The sequence below is a fragment of the Kineosporia rhizophila genome (genome assembly GCF_021277265.1).
Classification (GTDB): domain Bacteria; phylum Actinomycetota; class Actinomycetes; order Actinomycetales; family Kineosporiaceae; genus Kineosporia; species Kineosporia rhizophila.
This window is the reverse complement of sequence record NZ_JAJSOH010000050.1, coordinates 14,075-30,020: the sequence shown is the minus strand read 5'-3', so window position 1 is coordinate 30,020 and position 15,946 is coordinate 14,075. Positions and strand designations below refer to the sequence as shown.

14 protein-coding genes are annotated in these 15,946 nt (G+C 70.8%); 10 read left to right on the top strand and 4 right to left on the bottom strand.

What is annotated here, in order from left to right; translation table 11 throughout:
- Positions 1 to 91: 91 nt before the first annotated feature.
- From LWF15_RS34670 to LWF15_RS34630, 9 genes are all read left to right on the top strand, one after another.
- Positions 92 to 601 (top strand): hypothetical protein, encoded by a 510-nt coding sequence (locus LWF15_RS34670; protein ID WP_232815242.1) that lies wholly within the window; start codon positions 92 to 94, stop codon positions 599 to 601.
- Between the two features lie 6 nt (positions 602 to 607).
- Entirely contained in the window at positions 608 to 2,206 is a 1,599-nt protein-coding gene (locus tag LWF15_RS34665) for an amidohydrolase (protein WP_232815241.1), read from the top strand.
- Positions 2,193 to 2,726: a hypothetical protein gene (locus LWF15_RS34660; RefSeq protein WP_232815240.1), complete on the top strand. Its 534-nt coding sequence runs from the start codon at positions 2,193 to 2,195 to the stop codon at positions 2,724 to 2,726. Before LWF15_RS34665 ends, LWF15_RS34660 begins: the two co-directional genes overlap by 14 nt.
- Positions 2,727 to 2,771: 45 nt before the next feature.
- The gene (gene kamD / locus LWF15_RS34655) at positions 2,772 to 4,343 is read left to right on the top strand and encodes a lysine 5,6-aminomutase subunit alpha (RefSeq protein ID WP_232815239.1); all 1,572 of its coding nucleotides are present in this window, start codon (positions 2,772 to 2,774) and stop codon (positions 4,341 to 4,343) included.
- Positions 4,340 to 5,101: a lysine 5,6-aminomutase subunit beta gene (gene kamE / locus LWF15_RS34650; RefSeq protein ID WP_232815238.1), complete on the top strand. Its 762-nt coding sequence runs from the start codon at positions 4,340 to 4,342 to the stop codon at positions 5,099 to 5,101. Before kamD ends, kamE begins: the two co-directional genes overlap by 4 nt.
- Before the next feature lie 23 nt (positions 5,102 to 5,124).
- Positions 5,125 to 5,505: a 3-aminobutyryl-CoA ammonia lyase gene (kal, locus tag LWF15_RS34645; RefSeq protein WP_408624628.1), complete on the top strand. Its 381-nt coding sequence runs from the start codon at positions 5,125 to 5,127 to the stop codon at positions 5,503 to 5,505.
- A 450-nt stretch (positions 5,506 to 5,955) separates the two neighbouring features.
- Entirely contained in the window at positions 5,956 to 7,656 is a 1,701-nt protein-coding gene (gene lnt, locus LWF15_RS34640; RefSeq protein ID WP_232815236.1) for an apolipoprotein N-acyltransferase, read from the top strand.
- A gap of 19 nt (positions 7,657 to 7,675) precedes the next feature.
- Positions 7,676 to 8,545, top strand: coding sequence for a polyprenol monophosphomannose synthase (locus tag LWF15_RS34635; RefSeq protein WP_232815235.1), 870 nt, complete (start codon positions 7,676 to 7,678; stop codon positions 8,543 to 8,545).
- A gap of 5 nt (positions 8,546 to 8,550) precedes the next feature.
- The gene (locus LWF15_RS34630) at positions 8,551 to 9,066 is read left to right on the top strand and encodes an FxsA family protein (RefSeq protein ID WP_232815234.1); all 516 of its coding nucleotides are present in this window, start codon (positions 8,551 to 8,553) and stop codon (positions 9,064 to 9,066) included.
- Positions 9,067 to 9,247: 181 nt separating this feature from the next.
- On the opposite strand, the gene LWF15_RS34625 is transcribed toward LWF15_RS34630, so the two are convergent.
- The 3 genes from LWF15_RS34625 to LWF15_RS38010 all read right to left on the bottom strand — a co-directional run bounded on the left by LWF15_RS34625 (position 9,248) and on the right by LWF15_RS38010 (position 12,508).
- A complete protein-coding gene (locus LWF15_RS34625; protein ID WP_232815233.1) occupies positions 9,248 to 9,598 on the bottom strand; it encodes an RNA polymerase-binding protein RbpA in 351 nt (116 codons plus the stop codon).
- Positions 9,599 to 9,829: 231 nt separating this feature from the next.
- Positions 9,830 to 11,200 (bottom strand): MFS transporter, encoded by a 1,371-nt coding sequence (locus tag LWF15_RS34620; protein WP_232815232.1) that lies wholly within the window; start codon positions 11,198 to 11,200, stop codon positions 9,830 to 9,832.
- A 93-nt stretch (positions 11,201 to 11,293) separates the two neighbouring features.
- A complete protein-coding gene (locus LWF15_RS38010) occupies positions 11,294 to 12,508 on the bottom strand; it encodes a D-alanyl-D-alanine carboxypeptidase family protein (protein ID WP_232815231.1) in 1,215 nt (404 codons plus the stop codon).
- A gap of 243 nt (positions 12,509 to 12,751) precedes the next feature.
- Here LWF15_RS38010 and LWF15_RS34610 point away from each other — a divergent pair, with 243 nt between their 5' ends.
- On the top strand, positions 12,752 to 14,944 hold the full coding sequence (locus LWF15_RS34610; protein WP_232815230.1) for a malate synthase G: 2,193 nt from the start codon (positions 12,752 to 12,754) through the stop codon (positions 14,942 to 14,944).
- Here the strand turns inward: LWF15_RS34610 and LWF15_RS34605 are convergent.
- Positions 14,941 to 15,903: a GlxA family transcriptional regulator gene (locus tag LWF15_RS34605; protein ID WP_232815229.1), complete on the bottom strand. Its 963-nt coding sequence runs from the start codon at positions 15,901 to 15,903 to the stop codon at positions 14,941 to 14,943. The genes LWF15_RS34610 and LWF15_RS34605 overlap by 4 nt on opposite strands.
- Between the last annotated feature and the right edge of the window lie 43 nt (positions 15,904 to 15,946).

Genomic DNA, 15,946 nt, shown 5'->3' with positions numbered 1-15,946 from the left:
GCAGCCCGGCATCCACCGATTTGACAGAATTCCGAACGAAGCGGGACTCTCGTACAGAGATCGGAAAATCCAGATCGAGAGGCGGTGTGCCATGCGAGCCGACGTAACCCTGACTGCACCCGAGACCACGGCCACAGCCGACCAGGAGCCCGCCGGCAGCACGCCGGCCCACCTGGCGGATCAGTCCTTCGAAGCCCTACTACTGCACAGGTTCGGCAGCGGGACCGACGTGACCCCACTCGTCCTCTGGGCCCGCTCCTGTGGTCTGGCCTCAGACATCCTCGTGCAGGTGGCCGAGCGAGCCGGGGCCCCGTCCGACGTCGCCCTGATCATCGAGGCGGTCCGTAGCGGCGTGCATTTCAGCGTGACCGAGATCGCCCAGTTCTTCGAGGACGACCAGGAGGAGGCTGCGGCCTGGGTCTTCACCGCGCTTCTCCACCACCGCTTCGGCGACCGGCCCAGCCTGCCCGACCTGGCCGACGCCCTGGTCGACTCCGGTCTCGACGAGCTCGACCTGATCCGGAACGTCTACGAGGCCGATTCCCCGGCGCAGGTTCTGGAACTGGTGCCTTCTTCCCAGAGAAGCGGTACGCCAGACTGACGAACTGTGAGCCCCACCCTCTACCGCCGCGCCCTCCTGCCCGAGCCGGGCACCCCGTCTTCAATCAGTGAGCCCCACCGATGGTCGGTGCTCGTCGACGGCGGCCGCGTCGTCGAGGTGAGGCCCGACACATCAGCCCGGTCCGAGGCCGGAGCCGGGGCACCGGAAGAGGTGGATCTGGACGGTGCCCTTCTGCTGCCCGGGTTCGTCGACGCCCACGCGCACGTCACCGAGACCGGGTTGCTCCTGGCCGGAGTGGACTGTTCACAGGCCCGCACGGTGGGTCAGATCCTCGACGCGGTCGCCGATCTGGCCAAGGCCGGTCCGGGGCGACAGGTGCTGGGGCACGGCTGGGACGAGCTGAAGCTGGCTGAGGGGCGTCCGCCCACGGCGCAGGAGCTGGACCGGGCCGGCGGCGGTGCGGTGGTCTACCTGTCCCGAGTGGATGTGCATTCGGCCGTGGTCTCCGGCCGCCTGGCCGAGCGAGCCGGTCTGCGCGGGCTCGAGGGTTGGGACGAGAGCGGACGGGTGGAGCGGGACGCGCACCATGCGGCGCGGCTGGCCACCCGTTTCCAGCTCCCGGCGGCCGAGCGCAGCGAGCTCCAGCACCGGGCGTTGCGCCATGCTGCGGCTCAGGGAATTACCCAGGTGCACGAGATGTCCGCGCCACACATCGCGCCCGACGAGGACCTGCTGGCTCTGCTCGACCTGGGAACCGGGTCGGGCCTGCCCGAGATCGTGGCCTATCGCGGCGAACTGGCGGGTGACGAGGCAGCGGCCCGGGCGGTGCTCGACCGGTTCGGCGGGCGTCTGGCCGGGCTGGCCGGAGACCTGATGATGGACGGCTCGTTCGGGTCGCGTACGGCCGGGCTCTGCGACGACTACGAAGACGCCCATGGGCACCGCGGGCATCTGTACGCCGATGCCGCCGAGGTCCGCGATCACCTCGTGGCCTGCTCGAGAGCTGGGGTTCAGGGCGGCTTTCACGTGATCGGTGACGGCGCGGTCTCCGAACTGCTGAAGGGGCTGAGGCAGGCGGCGGAACTGCTCGGGCCAGAGGTGTTGCGGGTGGCCCGGCATCGGCTGGAGCACGTGGAGGGGATCGGCGGCAGTGACGTGGGGCTGCTGGCCGAGCTGCAGGTGATCGCCAGTGTCCAGCCCGCTTTCGACGCCTTCTGGGGCGGCGCCGAGCAGATGTACGCGGTGCGGCTGGGCAAGGCGCGGGCGCTGGCGATGAACCCCTTCGGCGATCTGCAATCCGCCGGCGTCACCCTTGCCTTCGGCTCAGACAGCCCGGTGACCCCGTTCGCGCCGTGGGAAGGCGTACGTGCGGCACTGCGGCACCACAACGAGAGTCAGCGTCTGAGTGTCCGGGCGGCCATTGAGGGCCACACCCTCGGCGGGCTCCGGGCCGCTCGGCGCCCGGCCGGGGCGCATCTGCGAGTGCAAGCGGGAGACCCGGCCGTTCTCATGGCCTGGACGTCGCCCGGCCTCAAGGAGGCGGGGGCGGCCACGTCTCCGAAGCCTCTCGCGGTGCTTGGTCAGGAACTGGGCCAAGGGGAGCCTGTTCCTCAATTGGTGGAGGTATCGCGTGACCGTAGCTGAGCACTGGAACACCACCGCGGCCGAACGCCAGGCCACCTACGCCTGTGACGAGTTGATGCCCGAGGCCCCCAGCCGGCTGACCCGGGCGGTGGACGCGCAGGCCGACGTCGTCACCACCTTTCGCAGGCTCACTCAGCTGCGGGCGGCCCCGTACAGCTACGACCTGATCGACAACCGGGGCCGTCGCAGCCCTCGGGAGGTGCTGCCGTGGTGCTGGGATCTGGAGGTGGGGCAGCGGGTCGCGAGCGTCTTCACCCTCGCCAGTTTCCGGCCGGATCAGGAGATGACCCTGCAGATGGACCCAGGTCCGGCGCGGGTGTTCGGAGACGTGGCGATCACGTACCACGTCAGCGCGCGGGGTGAGGGCAGTCGTCTCCTGGCGGTGCTCCGGGCGGGCAGTGCCCCGGGACCGCTGGGAAACGTGCGCCGGTTCCTGCTCGAGTGGGGAGACCTGGTGATGATGCGCAAGCAGCTGCGCACTCTGGCGGCGCTGGCCGAGGGGGACCAGCAGCGAAACTGAACCGGAAGTCTTCCTGAATTAGGCGCCTGATGCGACACTTCTTTCGTGAAATCAGCTCAGAGTGCGTTGATTCATCTGGATCCGGCGCAGGTAAGGCGCGCGCGTGCTCTGGCTCGGAAGGCCGGCCGCCCGATCGTGCAGCTGGCCACCTCGCACACCACGGTCTCGGTCGAGCGCGCCACCGTGCGGCTGGCCGGGCTGGAGGGGGCCGACGCGGAGCGGGTGCCCTGGGTGAACCGGCTGGTCGATGCGGTGCGCAACGAGGTGGGCCTGGAGCACGGCGTCGCCCTGCCGGTGTGGGACGCGCTGGTCCGGGGGCAGGCGCCGGATCTGCTCACGCTGGCGCAGAAGGCGGCGACCGGTGGGGGAGGGTTCCGGATCCCGGCCGGGCGCGATCTGGTGCGAGCCCGGTCTGCGGCGAGAAAGGCTGTCGGGCAGGGAATCCGGCGGATCGACGCCAGCCGGAAGCAACGTGAGCGGCTGGTCAGGAAGCTGGGGGATGCGCCGAGGAGGCCGTGGATCTACCTGATCGTGGCCACCGGCGACATCTATGAGGACATTCCGCAGGCGTGTGCCGCGGCCCGGGCGGGTGCCGACGTGATCGCGGTGATCCGTTCCACCGGGCAGAGTCTGCTCGACTACGTCCCCGAGGGGGCCACCCGCGAGGGGTATGCCGGCACCTATGCCACTGGTGAGAACTTCCGGCTGATGCGGGCCGCCCTCGACGAAGTCAGCCGGGAGCTGGGCCGTTACGTGCGCCTGACGAACTACGCGTCGGGCCTGTGCATGCCCGAGATCGCCGCCCTGGCCGGGATGGAACGCCTGGACATGATGCTGAACGATTCCATGTACGGCATCCTGTTTCGGGACATCAACCCGGTACGCACCTTGGTGGACCAGCGTTTCAGCCGCCAGATCCACGCCCGCGCAGGCATTGTCATCAACACCGGCGAGGACAACTACCTCACCACCGCCGACGCGGTCGAGGCGGCGCACACCGTCACGGTCTCCCAGCTGCTGAACGAGTACTTCGCGAAAGAGGCCGGGCTGCCGGAAGAACTGATGGGGCTGGGGCACGCGTTCGAGATCGATCCGGCGCTGCCGCAGTCGTTCCGGCTCGAGCTGGCGCATGCTCTGCTGGCGCGCACGCTCTTTCCCACGGCGCCGCTGAAATGGATGCCTCCGACCCGGCACATGACCGGCGACGTGTTCCGCGGCTACCTGCTCAACGGCTTCTTCAATCTCGCCGGAGCGCTGACCGGGCAAGGCATTCTGCTGGTCGGCATGATGACCGAGGCCGTGGTCACGCCCTGGCTCTCCGACCGGGACCTGGCCCTCGACAACGTGCGGTACGTGCTCGACGCCTGCGACGGGCTTACCGAGGACTTCAACCCGCCGCCAGACGGTTTCATCGCGACGCGGGCGCGGCACGTGCTGGGTGAGGCGGTCGAGTTGCTGGAAAGAATTGTGGACGAGGGTCTGCTGGCGGCCATTGCCGACGGCACCTTTGCGGGGATGCGCAGGCCTGCAGACGCTGGGCGGGGTCTGGACGGGGTGGTGGAACGGGCCGAGGGCTACCTCAATCCGGCGAGCGAAGCGTTGGAGGGGGCACAGTGAGCGAGCCAGTCGGCAAGACGGACAACACGACCGAGAAGAAGCTGGTCCGACCCTACGGCGACACCACCGGTGACGGCATGGTCCAGGTCTCGTTCACCCTGCCGCTGCCGGCCGGGAAGCAGGCCGAGGGGGCGGCGGCCCAGCTGGCCGGTTCGATGGGGATCGACCCGGCCATGGTGGTGCACTCCAAGGCGGTCGGTGCCGACCACACGTTCTTCGTGGTCTACGGGCCGGTGCGGCACCTGGTCGACGTGGGCGCGGTGAAGGTGGCCGAGCGGGAGTACCCGCTGCTCTCGCCGAAGGAGGTGAATGCCGGGATCCGCCGCGGACTGCGGCGCAAGCTGGTCGTTCTGGGCGCCTGCGTGGGCACCGACGCGCACACCGTGGGCATCGACGCGATCCTCAACATCAAGGGCTTCGCCGGCGAGAAGGGCCTGGAGTACTACCGGGAGATGCGGGTGGTGAACCTGGGGGCGCAGGTCGCGGTGCCGCAGCTGGTCGAGCGGGCCCAGCAGGAGAAGGCCGACGCGGTGCTGATCTCGCAGGTGGTCACCCAGAAGGAGGCACACCTGACCACCACCCGGGAGGTCGCCGCCGCCTTCTCCGAGGCCTACCCGGCCGGGCGCCGTCCGCTGCTGGTCGCCGGCGGGCCGCGGTTCGACGAGGGAGCGGCCCAGGCCCTCGGGGTGGACCGGATCTTCGGGCGGGGCACCACCCCGTCCGAGGTGGCCTCGTACCTCGCGCACGCTCTGGTCTGACGAAGGAGAACACGGTGACGCAGGTGGATCCCCGGCTCGGCCTCCGGGTCGTGCACAAGCGGTACGTGGCGGCGGTGCAGGCGCACTACGCGGGCAATCTGGTGGACGGGGCGTTCGCCCTGGGGCTCTTCGGTGACGTGGCCACCGAGATCTGCATCCGGACCGACGGTGACGAGGGTCTCTTCGCGTCCTACTCCGACGTCCAGTTCCTGAACGAGATCCGTGGCGGGGACGTGGTGGAGGCGACCGGGACCGTGGTCCGGGTGGGCCGGCGTTCGCGGGAGATCGACTTCGTGGCCCTGGTGGTGTGCCGCGGGCGGCCCGATCTGGTCGCCTCGGCGGCCGAGGTCCTCATCGAGCCGATGGTGGCGGTCCGGGCCCGAGGGACGGTCGTGGTCCCCTGAGCCGGGTGGGGAGACGAGAATCTCACCCGTGTAATTACTTTAGGTGGATACGCCGTGACTGACGGAAACTGTCCGTTCGGACGATCTGCTCCGGCGTCCCTGCAGTAACTCGCTGACCTGCGTGGATGGTGCATCGCCGCAGGTCAGGGCCCCGAATTGTCGCCAGGCCCGGAGTTCACTAGCCTCGACGGCGCGATCGTTGAGAAATCGGTGATTGCCAGGGACGTCGGCCGGGTCCGCGTCGCTCAGTAGACAACGGTGTTGTCCGGGCATCCAGCTCGGGCAGCGGCGGTCCGAAGGGTGACGCGTTCCCGGCCGGGCACCTGCCGGCGGAGAGCGACCACGGGGGTCTCGTTCGTTCCGCTGGTCCGGATCGGCCGTCACGCCAGGCGGTCCGCGTCCGGCCAGCGCCCGTTCAGGGCGTCGGCACGCTCGGCGTACTCTTGCCCGATGAGCGATTCGGCCGTGGTTCCGCCCGGCACCGGCAGCATCACCAGCCGGGAGGCGGAACCGGCCGACATCGCCCCGGCGTCGAAGCGGTCCCGTCTCCAGGGCCTGAAGGCCTCCTTCACCACCTCGAGCGGTCGCCTGGCCTGGGGCCGGGTCGCCCTCGCGGCCGCCTCCGGCTTCGTGCTCTACCTGGCCTTCCCCGGCATCGACCTGTGGCCCCTGGCCCCGGTCGGCGTGGCCGGCCTGGCGATCGCCACCAACGGCGTGAGCAAGAAGTTCGGTGCGCTCCTGGGCCTGGTCTTCGGCGCGGTGTTCTTCCTGCGCCTGATCCCGTGGATCGGCATCTTCGTCGGCGCCTTCCCGTGGATCGCGCTGAGCGTGGTCGAGGCGCTGTACGTGGCGGCCATGGGGGCCCTGCTGCCGCTGGTCTGGCGGGCGCGCGGTGGCCTGGCCGGTCTGCTGCTGGCCTCCGGCGGCCTCTGGGTCGGGCAGGAGGCGGTGCGTGGCCGCTGGCCGTTCGGTGGTTTCCCCTGGGGCCGGCTCGCCTTCTCCCAGTCCGACGCCCCCACCGCGGCCCTGGCCTCGGTCGGCGGCGCCCCGCTGGTCTCGTTCGCCGTGGCCGTCTCCGGCACCCTGCTGGCCTGGGTGGTGGTCAGGGTCTGGCAGGCCCGGGCCGCCTCCCGCCAGGCCGGGCTCGGTCTGCTCGCCGCGCTGGCCGTGATGGCCGTGGGCGCGCTGATCCCGCTGCCCACCGAGGGCGACAGCACCACCCGGGTCGCCGCCGTGCAGGGCAACGTGCCGCGCATCGGCCTCGACTTCAACGCCCAGCGCCGGGCCGTGCTCGACAACCACGTGAAGGCCACCCTCGACCTGGCCGAGCGGGTCAGGGCCGGTGAGGCGCAACAGCCCGACGTGGTGCTCTGGCCGGAGAACGCCAGCGACATCGACCCGTACATCAACGCCGACGCGGCCGCCGAGATCAGCGCCGCCACCGACGCGATCGGGGTGCCGATCCTGATCGGTGCGGTCGTGCAGGGCCCGGGCGACCGGGTCTCCAACACCGGCATCGTCTGGCGGCCCGGCCAGGGGGCCGGCACCGGCGACGACAGCACCTACGTGAAGCGGCACCCGGCGCCGTTCGCCGAGTACATCCCCTACCGCGACTTCTTCCGGGTCTTCAGCAAGAAGGTCGACCTGGTCAAGCGCGACTTCGTCTCCGGCGACGAGCTGCGCGAGAACCCGGTCGGGGTGATGCGGATGGGCGTGAACGACCAGATCCGGGTCGGCGACGTGATCTGCTTCGAGGTGGCCTACGACGGCCTGGTGCGCGAGTCGGTGCGGGCCGGGGCGACCATGCTGGCGGTGCAGACCAACAACGCCACGTTCGGCTACACCGACGAGAGCGTGCAGCAGCTGGCCCAGTCGCGGCTGCGGGCCATCGAGTCCGGCCGCACGGTGGTGAACATCAGCACGGTCGGGGTCAGTGGCATCATTCTTCCCGACGGAACGGTCGCGGAACGCTCCGGTCACTACACCCAGGAAGTGCTCGAGGCCACGGTCCCGCTGCGGACCGAGCAGACGATCGCCACCTGGGTGGGCGAGTGGCCGGAGTGGACACTGACCGCGCTCGCCCTGGCGTTGCTGATCGGTGCCCCGATCACCCGCCGGGTGCGGGCCCGTCGTGACCGGCAGACCAGCTGAGAAGGGTGTACCTCACCGCATGACGACGCAGGCCCGGTCCGGCCGGGTACTGGTGATCATCCCGACGTACAACGAGCTCGAGAATCTGCCTCTGATCCTGCGGCGCCTGCGCGCCGCGGAGCCCGATGCGCACGTCCTGGTCGCCGACGACAACAGCCCCGACGGCACCGGCCGGCTGGCCGACGAGCTGGCCGCGGGCGACCCGAACGTGCACGTGCTGCACCGCGAGGGCAAGCAGGGCCTGGGCGCGGCCTACATCGCCGGGTTCCACTGGGGCCTGGAGCACGGCTACGACGTGATCGTGGAGATGGACGCCGACGGCTCGCACCCGCCGGAGCAGCTGCCCGACCTGCTCGACCGGATCGACGCCGGGGCCGACCTGGCGATCGGCTCACGGTACGTGCCCGGCGGCAGCTCGGTGAACTGGCCCAAACGCCGCCAGCTGCTCAGCAAGGGCGCCAACACCTACGTCGCCCTGGCCCTGAACCTGCACGTCAAGGACTCGACCGCGGGGTTCCGGGCGTTCCGCCGGACCACCCTGGAGAAGATCGACCTGGACGACGTGGACTCGCAGGGTTACTGCTTCCAGGTCGATCTGACGATGCGCGCGATCCGGCGGGGTCTGCGCGTGGACGAAGTGCCCATCACGTTCGTTGAACGAGAGCACGGTACGAGCAAGATGGACCAGGCGATCGTGGTGGAGGCGTTGTGGCGAGTGACCCGATGGGGCGTCCGGTACCGGACCACCCAGGTCAGCAGGCAGGCCCGACGGGCGGCGGAGCGTACGCCCGGCCCGGGCAGCCCGGCGGACAGCGAGGTGGACAGCCGGGTGGACAGCCAGGTGGACAGGGAGCTGGAGACCGGCCGGGGCGACGACCCGGCCGGCTGAGGTGGGTGCTGGCGGCGGCGTTGCTGCTGCCGCTGGTGGAGTTGTTCGTGGCGATCCAGGTGGGCCAAGCCATCGGCGGCCTGGCGGTGTTCGCCCTGCTCGTGCTCGGTTCCGGCATCGGCATGCTGGTGCTGCGCAGCCAGGGGCGTTCGGCCTGGCGGGCGGTGCGGGAGGCGGCCAGCACCGGCAGACCCCCCAGCCGTGACCTGGCCGACGCCGCGGTCCTGATGCTGGCCGGGGTGCTGCTGATCGTTCCCGGCTTCGTCACCGACGCGGTGGCCCTGCTGTTGCTGCTGCCGTTCACCCGGCCGCTGGCCCGCAAACCGGTGGAGCGTTTCCTGCGCCGGGCCGCGGCCGACCAGGTCTCGGTGCGCACGGCCTTCGTGCGGGGCCCGCAGTTCCCGCCGGGAGCGCAGTTCCCGCCCGGGGCGGGTACCCCGGGCCAGCAGCGGTTCGGCCCCGGTTTCGGGCGCAGCGACGTGGTCGAGGGCGAGGTCGTGGACGACGACAAGCGGGGCTGACCGACCCGAAGCCGGCCGCGCCGGGTGGTGGGCCTCGCCACCCCGCGCGCTCACCCACGTCCTCAATCAGCCCCTGAACCGCGCCTGAACCGGGCACCGGAGGTCACAGGGACACGAGAAAGCCCGGCCTCTCCGGATGGAGAGAACCGGGCTCTGCTCGTCTCTTGGCGCTTCGCGCGCGTTATGCCGAACGGCGCCCGCTGAACCGACCGGAGCGCAGCAGCGCCAGTCGCTCTTCCAGCAGCGTCTCCAGTTCGGCCGTGGTGCGCCGTTCCATCAGCATGTCCCAGTGCGTACGGGCCGGCTTGGTGGCCTTCGGCTCCGGCAGTTCGGCGTCTTCGCGCAGGGCGAACTCGCCGCAACGGCACTCCCAGAGCGGGGGCACATCTGCTTCCATCGACATCGGAACGACGATGGAATGCCCGTTCTTGCAGTGGTATCTGATGTCCTGGCGGGCGGCCGGCTGAATACCCGACTCGCTCTCCAGACTCGAGGCTCCAAGGCGCGTCCCGCGCATGCTCCGCTCACCCATGACGGCTCCCTCCGCGACTGACGGCCAGTCTCACAAGCGCACAACGCCGACCTCCGGCGAGATGTTCCTGTGATGTGGCGTCGTTGCCCGCTCCCGCCCGATCACCGGACGACTCAATGCGTCAACCAGAGCGTACAGAGCGTTATTCCATCGAGATAGAGGTTGGCGGAAATATCTCAGCATGTAGTCAGTGGGCCGTCGCCCAGAGTGACTACTCCGCGATCCGTCACCTCAGATGACTGCGGGTACCGGGTTCCCGGCCTGGGTGATTCCCTTGCCGACATTCACCCGACTGAGCAGGACGGCGCCCACCGTGAAGAAGGCGATCAGCACGATGATGGCGTAACGGTAGGACCCGGTCAGCTGGAAGGTGAGGCCGAAGGCCAGCGTGCCGAGCCAGCTGGTGCCGCGCTCGCAGGCGGCGTAGAGGCTGAAGTACTCGGCCTCCCGGCCGCGGGGGATCAGGTGGCTGTAGAGCGAGCGGGACAGCGCCTGGGTGCCGCCCAGGGTGAGCCCGATCAGCGCGGCCAGGCCGGCGAAGGGCAGGAACTCGCCGTAGGGCAGGAAGTAGCCCACGCCGATCACCCCGCACCACAGGCCCAGGCTGCCCAGCACGGTGCGGTAGGCGCCGATCCGGGCCGCCACCCGGCCGAACGACAGGGCGCCGCCGACGGCCACGAACTGCACGATCAGAATGGCCAGGATGAGCTGGTCGGAGTCCAGGCCGAGCTGCTCCTGGGCGTAGATGCCGGAGGCGTAGATGACGGTCTGGATGCCGTCGTTGAACACCAGGTAGGCGATCAAAAAAGCCAGGGTCTGCGGGTAGCCGCGCAGGTGCCGCAGGGTGTGCAGGAGCTGGCCGAACGAGCTGCGGGTCAGGCTGACACCGCTGGTGACGACCGGGTCGACCGGCGGCCGGTCGTGCAGCCGCAGGAACGGCACCACGGTGAAACCGCCCCACCACAGGCCGGCCAGCAGCAGGTTCAGGCGAACGGCCCCCTCGGTGCTCAGGCCGATCGCGTCGTGGGCGCTGACCGTGACCAGGTTGACCACCAGCAGCACGGTGCCGCCCACGTAGCCCACCGCCCAGCCCCGGCTGGAGACCCGGTCGCGCTCGTCCGGGCCGGCCACGTCGATCAGCAGTGAGTCGTAGACCACGATGCCGCAGGCGAACGCCAGGGTGGCGACCAGCTGCAGCGCCACCCCCAGCTCCCAGTTGTCCCCGGTCAGGAAGACCATCGAGGCACCGGCCGCCGAACCGGTCCAGGCGAAGGCGGCGAGCATCACGCGCTTGCGTCCGGTGCGGTCGGCCAGGGCGCCGACCAGGGGCAGGACCAGCGCCGAGGTCAGCGTGGCGAAGGTGACCACGTAGAGGGAGAGCGACCCGGGGGCGATCGGGAGGCCGAGCACGTGCAGGTCGGTGCGGCAGGCCAGGTCGGTGTCCTGCCCCGGGCAGGCGTCCCGCTTGGCCAGCACCGTGAGGTAGGGGCCCAGCAGCACGGTGAGCGTGGTGGTCAGGAAGGCGCTGTTGGCCCAGTCGTAGACGTACCAGGCGCGTTGCTCGCGACGGCGCTCGACGGCCGGGTCGGTGGTGGTGGGCACCGGGTCATCATGACGGCCCGGTTCGTCCCGGTAGACCCCGGTGGGGCGAACGGCGCAGTTCGGGAGGGTGTACTGCGGATGATCGCGGTTTCCTCAGCCGCCGAACTCCCAGTGCCACGGCTCCGGACGGGAACCTCCGGCCTGGGCCCAGGCCGGATGGAACCAGCCGAACAGCGGTGCGTTGGCGAACAGCCACTCGTGCTCCGGGGTGCCGAACGACTGCACACCCCCGCACAGGTCCACGGCGGTGCCCCAGCCGTGGTTGCTCTGGCCGGGCCGGGCGGCCAGGTTCGGCTTGGTGGCGTAGAGCCGGACCTGGGTGGCGTATTCCCGGTAGGAGTCGGTCACGCAGACGAACGTCCCGAACTGCTCGGCGTAGGTCTGGCTGAGCTGGTCGAAGGCGTAGGCGGCGTCGGCCCGGAGGTGGTGGCCGGGGGCGGTGGCCAGCGGGCACAGCGCCTCGAGCGGGATCTGGCCGTTGGGGTAGGCGGCCAGGTCGGGGGAACCCAGGCAGGAGCCGACCGCACCGGTCACGCCGTTGTCGCCGGTGTTCTGCCGGGCGGAGGCGGCCGCGGCGGCCGCCCGCAGTCGGCGCTGCTGCTTCTGGGCCCGGCCGACCAGGCGGCCGGTGGTGGCCAGGTCAGCCTCGGCGGCGTCGAGCGCGCGTCGCTGCCGGGCGACGGCCGTGTCGGCGACCGTCTTGGCCGCCTCGGCCCGGTTCGCCGCCTCGATCGCCGTCTCGGTGGCCCGGGTGGCTGCCACTGCGGCCTGCTCGGCCCTCAGTTCTGCGCGCCGGCCCGCGTCCAGCGCAGCCGACCGGTCCTGGCCGATCCGCCGCAGCGTGTGCAGGGTGGTGCCGAGGCCGGCTTCTTCGCGCCCGGCGCCGTTGGTGCCGAGCAGGGTGTTCAGCGTCGGGCTGGAGTTCAGCCCGGTGCCGCCCTGGTAGGCCCGGCGGGCCCACAGGCCGACCTGGGAACGGGCCTGGACCGCGTCCCGGTTGGCCTGCTCCAGCTCGGCGTCCAGCCGGTCCTCCTCGGCCAGGGCGCTCCGAAGGTCGCGCTGGGCAGTGGTATACGCCTCAAGAGCCTGGCTTGCGACGACCGCGGCGGCCCGGCTAGCGGCCCGGGCGTCGCGCACGTCCGCGGCCTGCGCCTCGGCCTGTGTGCGAAGGGAGTCGAGCTTCTCGGCCTGGGCCTGGAGCTCGGCCGGGCTGGGCTCGCGCTCGACCGGGGAGTGGGCGTGGGCGGTCCCGGGAACGAGCACGAAAAGGAGCGTGAGCAGGAGAACAGGGACACGTCGGCCGGTCACGGGGCTCCTCACTCGATCGTCGGGCGCTCACTGGTTCTGGGTCCGGGGATCGACGCCGGCGGGCGGCTGCTGAACGGGCGACACCGCTGCGCACCGTGACATCACCCGCCCGGCGTACCGGCACCGGGGCGCGTCCGGTGACCGTCGGCCGAACAGGTGGTGGCCACAAGCCCTCGACACGCGCAGATCAGCACCTAAAGTGGTGCGCGCCCGGAGCACCCCACTGTCCTGTGAGGCGGATAAATGACGGACTACACCTCCCTGGGATCCCTCCAGGTCGCCACCGCTCTGAAGGATTTCGTCGAGAACGAGGCGCTGGCCGGGAGCCCGGTGAAGCCCGACGCGTTCTGGGCCGGGCTGGACCGGCTGGTGGCCGACCTGGCCCCACGCAACCGGGCGCTGCTCGAGGAGCGCGACCGGCTGCAGGCGGCGATCGACCAGTGGCACCGTGAGCGCGCCGGGCAGCCCCTGGACGGGGCCGGGTACGAGGCGTTCCTGCGGGAGATCGGCTACCTGGTGGCCGAGCCGGAACCGGTGGCGATCGGCACCAGCGGGGTGGACGACGAGATCGCCCGGATCGCCGGCCCGCAGCTGGTGGTGCCGGTGTCGAACGCGCGGTACTCGCTGAACGCGGCCAATGCCCGCTGGGGCTCGCTCTACGACGCGCTGTACGGCACGAACGCTCTGGGCGAGGCTCCCACGGGGGGCGGTTACGACCCCGAGCGCGGCGCGAAGGTGATCGCCTACGGGCGGGCCTTCCTCGACCGCATCGCCCCGCTGGCCGAGGGCAGCCACGCCGACGCGGGCGGTTACGCGGTGGCCGGCGGCGAGCTGGTGGTGCACGTGCCGTCGGGCAAGACAACGCTGTCCGAGCCGGGGCTGTTCGCCGGCTACACCGGCACCGCCACCCAGCCCGACACGGTGCTGCTGGTGCACCACGGGCTGCACGTGGAGATCGTGATCGACCGGGCGGGGGCGATCGGGCGGACCGACGGGGCAGGCGTCCAGGACATCGTGCTGGAGTCGGCGATCACCACGATCATCGACTTCGAGGACTCGGTGGCCGCGGTCGACGCGCAGGACAAGGTCCGCGACTACCGCACCTGGCTGGGCCTGAGCCGGGGCGACCTGAGCACGTCGGTGAGCAAGGGGGGCCGGACCTTCGAGCGCACCCTGAACACCGACCGGGTGTACGCCGTTCCGCGCAATCACGGCGAGCAGCTGGTGCTGCCCGGGCGGGCGCTGATGTTCGTGCGCAACGTCGGCCACCTGATGACGACCGACGCGGTGCTCGACGCGAACGGCGCCCAGGTGCCCGAGGGCATCCTGGACGCGGTGGTCACCACCCTGGCCGCCCTGCCGGGGCTGCGGTCGAAGGCCAACAGCCGGACCGACTCGGTGTACATCGTGAAGCCGAAGATGCACGGGCCCGACGAGGTGGCCTTCGCCGTGGCGCTGTTCGAGCGGGTGGAGGAGCTGCTGCGGCTGCCCAGCAACACGATCAAGCTGGGGCTGATGGACGAGGAGCGGCGTACCTCGCTGAACCTGGGGGCCTGCATCGCCGCCGCGAAGGACCGGATCGTGTTCGTCAACACCGGTTTCCTGGACCGCTCGGGCGACGAGATCCACACCTCGCTGGAGGCCGGGCCGCTGGTGCGCAAGGAGGACATGCGCAGCCAGACCTGGCTGTCCTCCTACGAGAAGCGGAACGTGGAGACGGCTCTGGCGTACGGGTTCTCGCAGAAGGCCCAGATCGGCAAGGGCATGTGGGCGATGCCCGATCTGATGGCCGACATGCTCGAGCAGAAGATTGCCCAGCCGCGGGCCGGGGCCACCACCGCCTGGGTGCCCTCGCCCACCGCGGCCACCCTGCACGCGCTGCACTACCACGAGGTCGACGTGCAGGCGGTGCAGGCGGAACTGTCCGCCCAGAGCCACAAGACGCCGCTGACCGACCTTCTGCAGGTCCCGCTGGGGGATCCGGCGCAGTGGGACGAGGCGGTGCGCGCCGAGCAGGTCGACAACAACTGTCAGTCGATCCTGGGTTATGTGGTGCGCTGGGTCGACCAGGGGATCGGCTGCTCCAAGGTGCCCGACATCCACGACGTCGGCCTCATGGAAGACCGCGCCACGCTGCGGATCTCGAGCCAGCTGCTGGCCAACTGGCTGCGCCACGGCGTGGTCGGCGAGGAGCAGGTGCGCGAGAGCCTGGCCCGGATGGCCGGGGTGGTGGACCGGCAGAACTCCGCGGTCGAGGGCTACCGGCCGATGACCGCCGACCTGGAGAACAGCCAGGCCTTCCTGGCCGCGAGCGACCTGATCTTCCAGGGCGCGGCCCAGCCCAACGGGTACACCGAGCCGATCCTGCACGCCCGGCGGCGCGCCGCCAAGGCCGTGCTCTCGATGACCCACGTCACCGATCTGCCCGTGGGTTAGGCGGTTCGCCCGGCGCGGCGGTAGAGGTGCCGGTAGCTGCTCGGGGAGATCGTGGCGATCTTCTGGAAGTGCTGCCGGAGCCCTGCCGCCGTGCCGAAACCGGTTCTCGTGGCGATCGCCTCGACCGGTTCGTCGGTGGTCTCCAGCAGTTCCTGGGCCAGTCGCACCCGCTGCTGGATGAGCCACTGCAGCGGGGTGGCGCCGGTGCGCTCGCGGAAGTGCCGGGCGAACGTGCGCGGGGCCAGGTGGGCCTGCTGGGCCAGGTCGGCCACGGTGAGCGGCTGGTGCAGTCGCTGTAGCGCCCAGCCCAGGGCCAGGCCGATCGGGTCCTGGCCGTCGGGGGCGAGCTGGACCGGGGGCACGAACTGGCGCTGGCCGCCCTCGCGGTGCGGCGGTACGACCATGCGCCGGGCCACCTCGTTGGCCACTGCCGCACCGTGGTCGAGGCGCACCAGGTGCAGGCACAGGTCGATGGCCGCCCCGGTACCGGCGCTGGTGTGCACGTTCCCGTCGCTGACGTAGAGCACCTCGGGGGCGAAGTGCACGCCCGGATAGCGATAGGTGAAGTCCACCGCGCTCATCCAGTGCGTGGTCATCCGGCGGCCCTGGAGGATCCCGGCCTCGGCCAGCAGGTACGAGCCGGCGCAGATCGCGACGATGCGGGCGCCCCGGTCGTAGGCCCGGCGCACGGCCTCCACCACGTCGGGCGGCGGCTTCAGCTGGTTCGCCCGGTCCATCGCCGGAACCAGCACGGTGTCGGCCGCTTCCAGGGCCGCGAGGTCGCCGTCCGGGGTGACGGTCAGGCCGGCGGCGGTGCGGTAGTGCGGCTGGGAGCCGCAGAAGCGCAGCCGGTACCAGGGATCGGCGATGTCGGAGCGATCCAGGCCGAAGACCTCGCAGGGCACGGCGAACTCGAACATCGGCATGCCCTCGGTGAGGGCGAGAGCGACCGTGTGCATGCTCTCGACGGTAGTGGCAGGAATCTGGCGACGGTAGGCATTT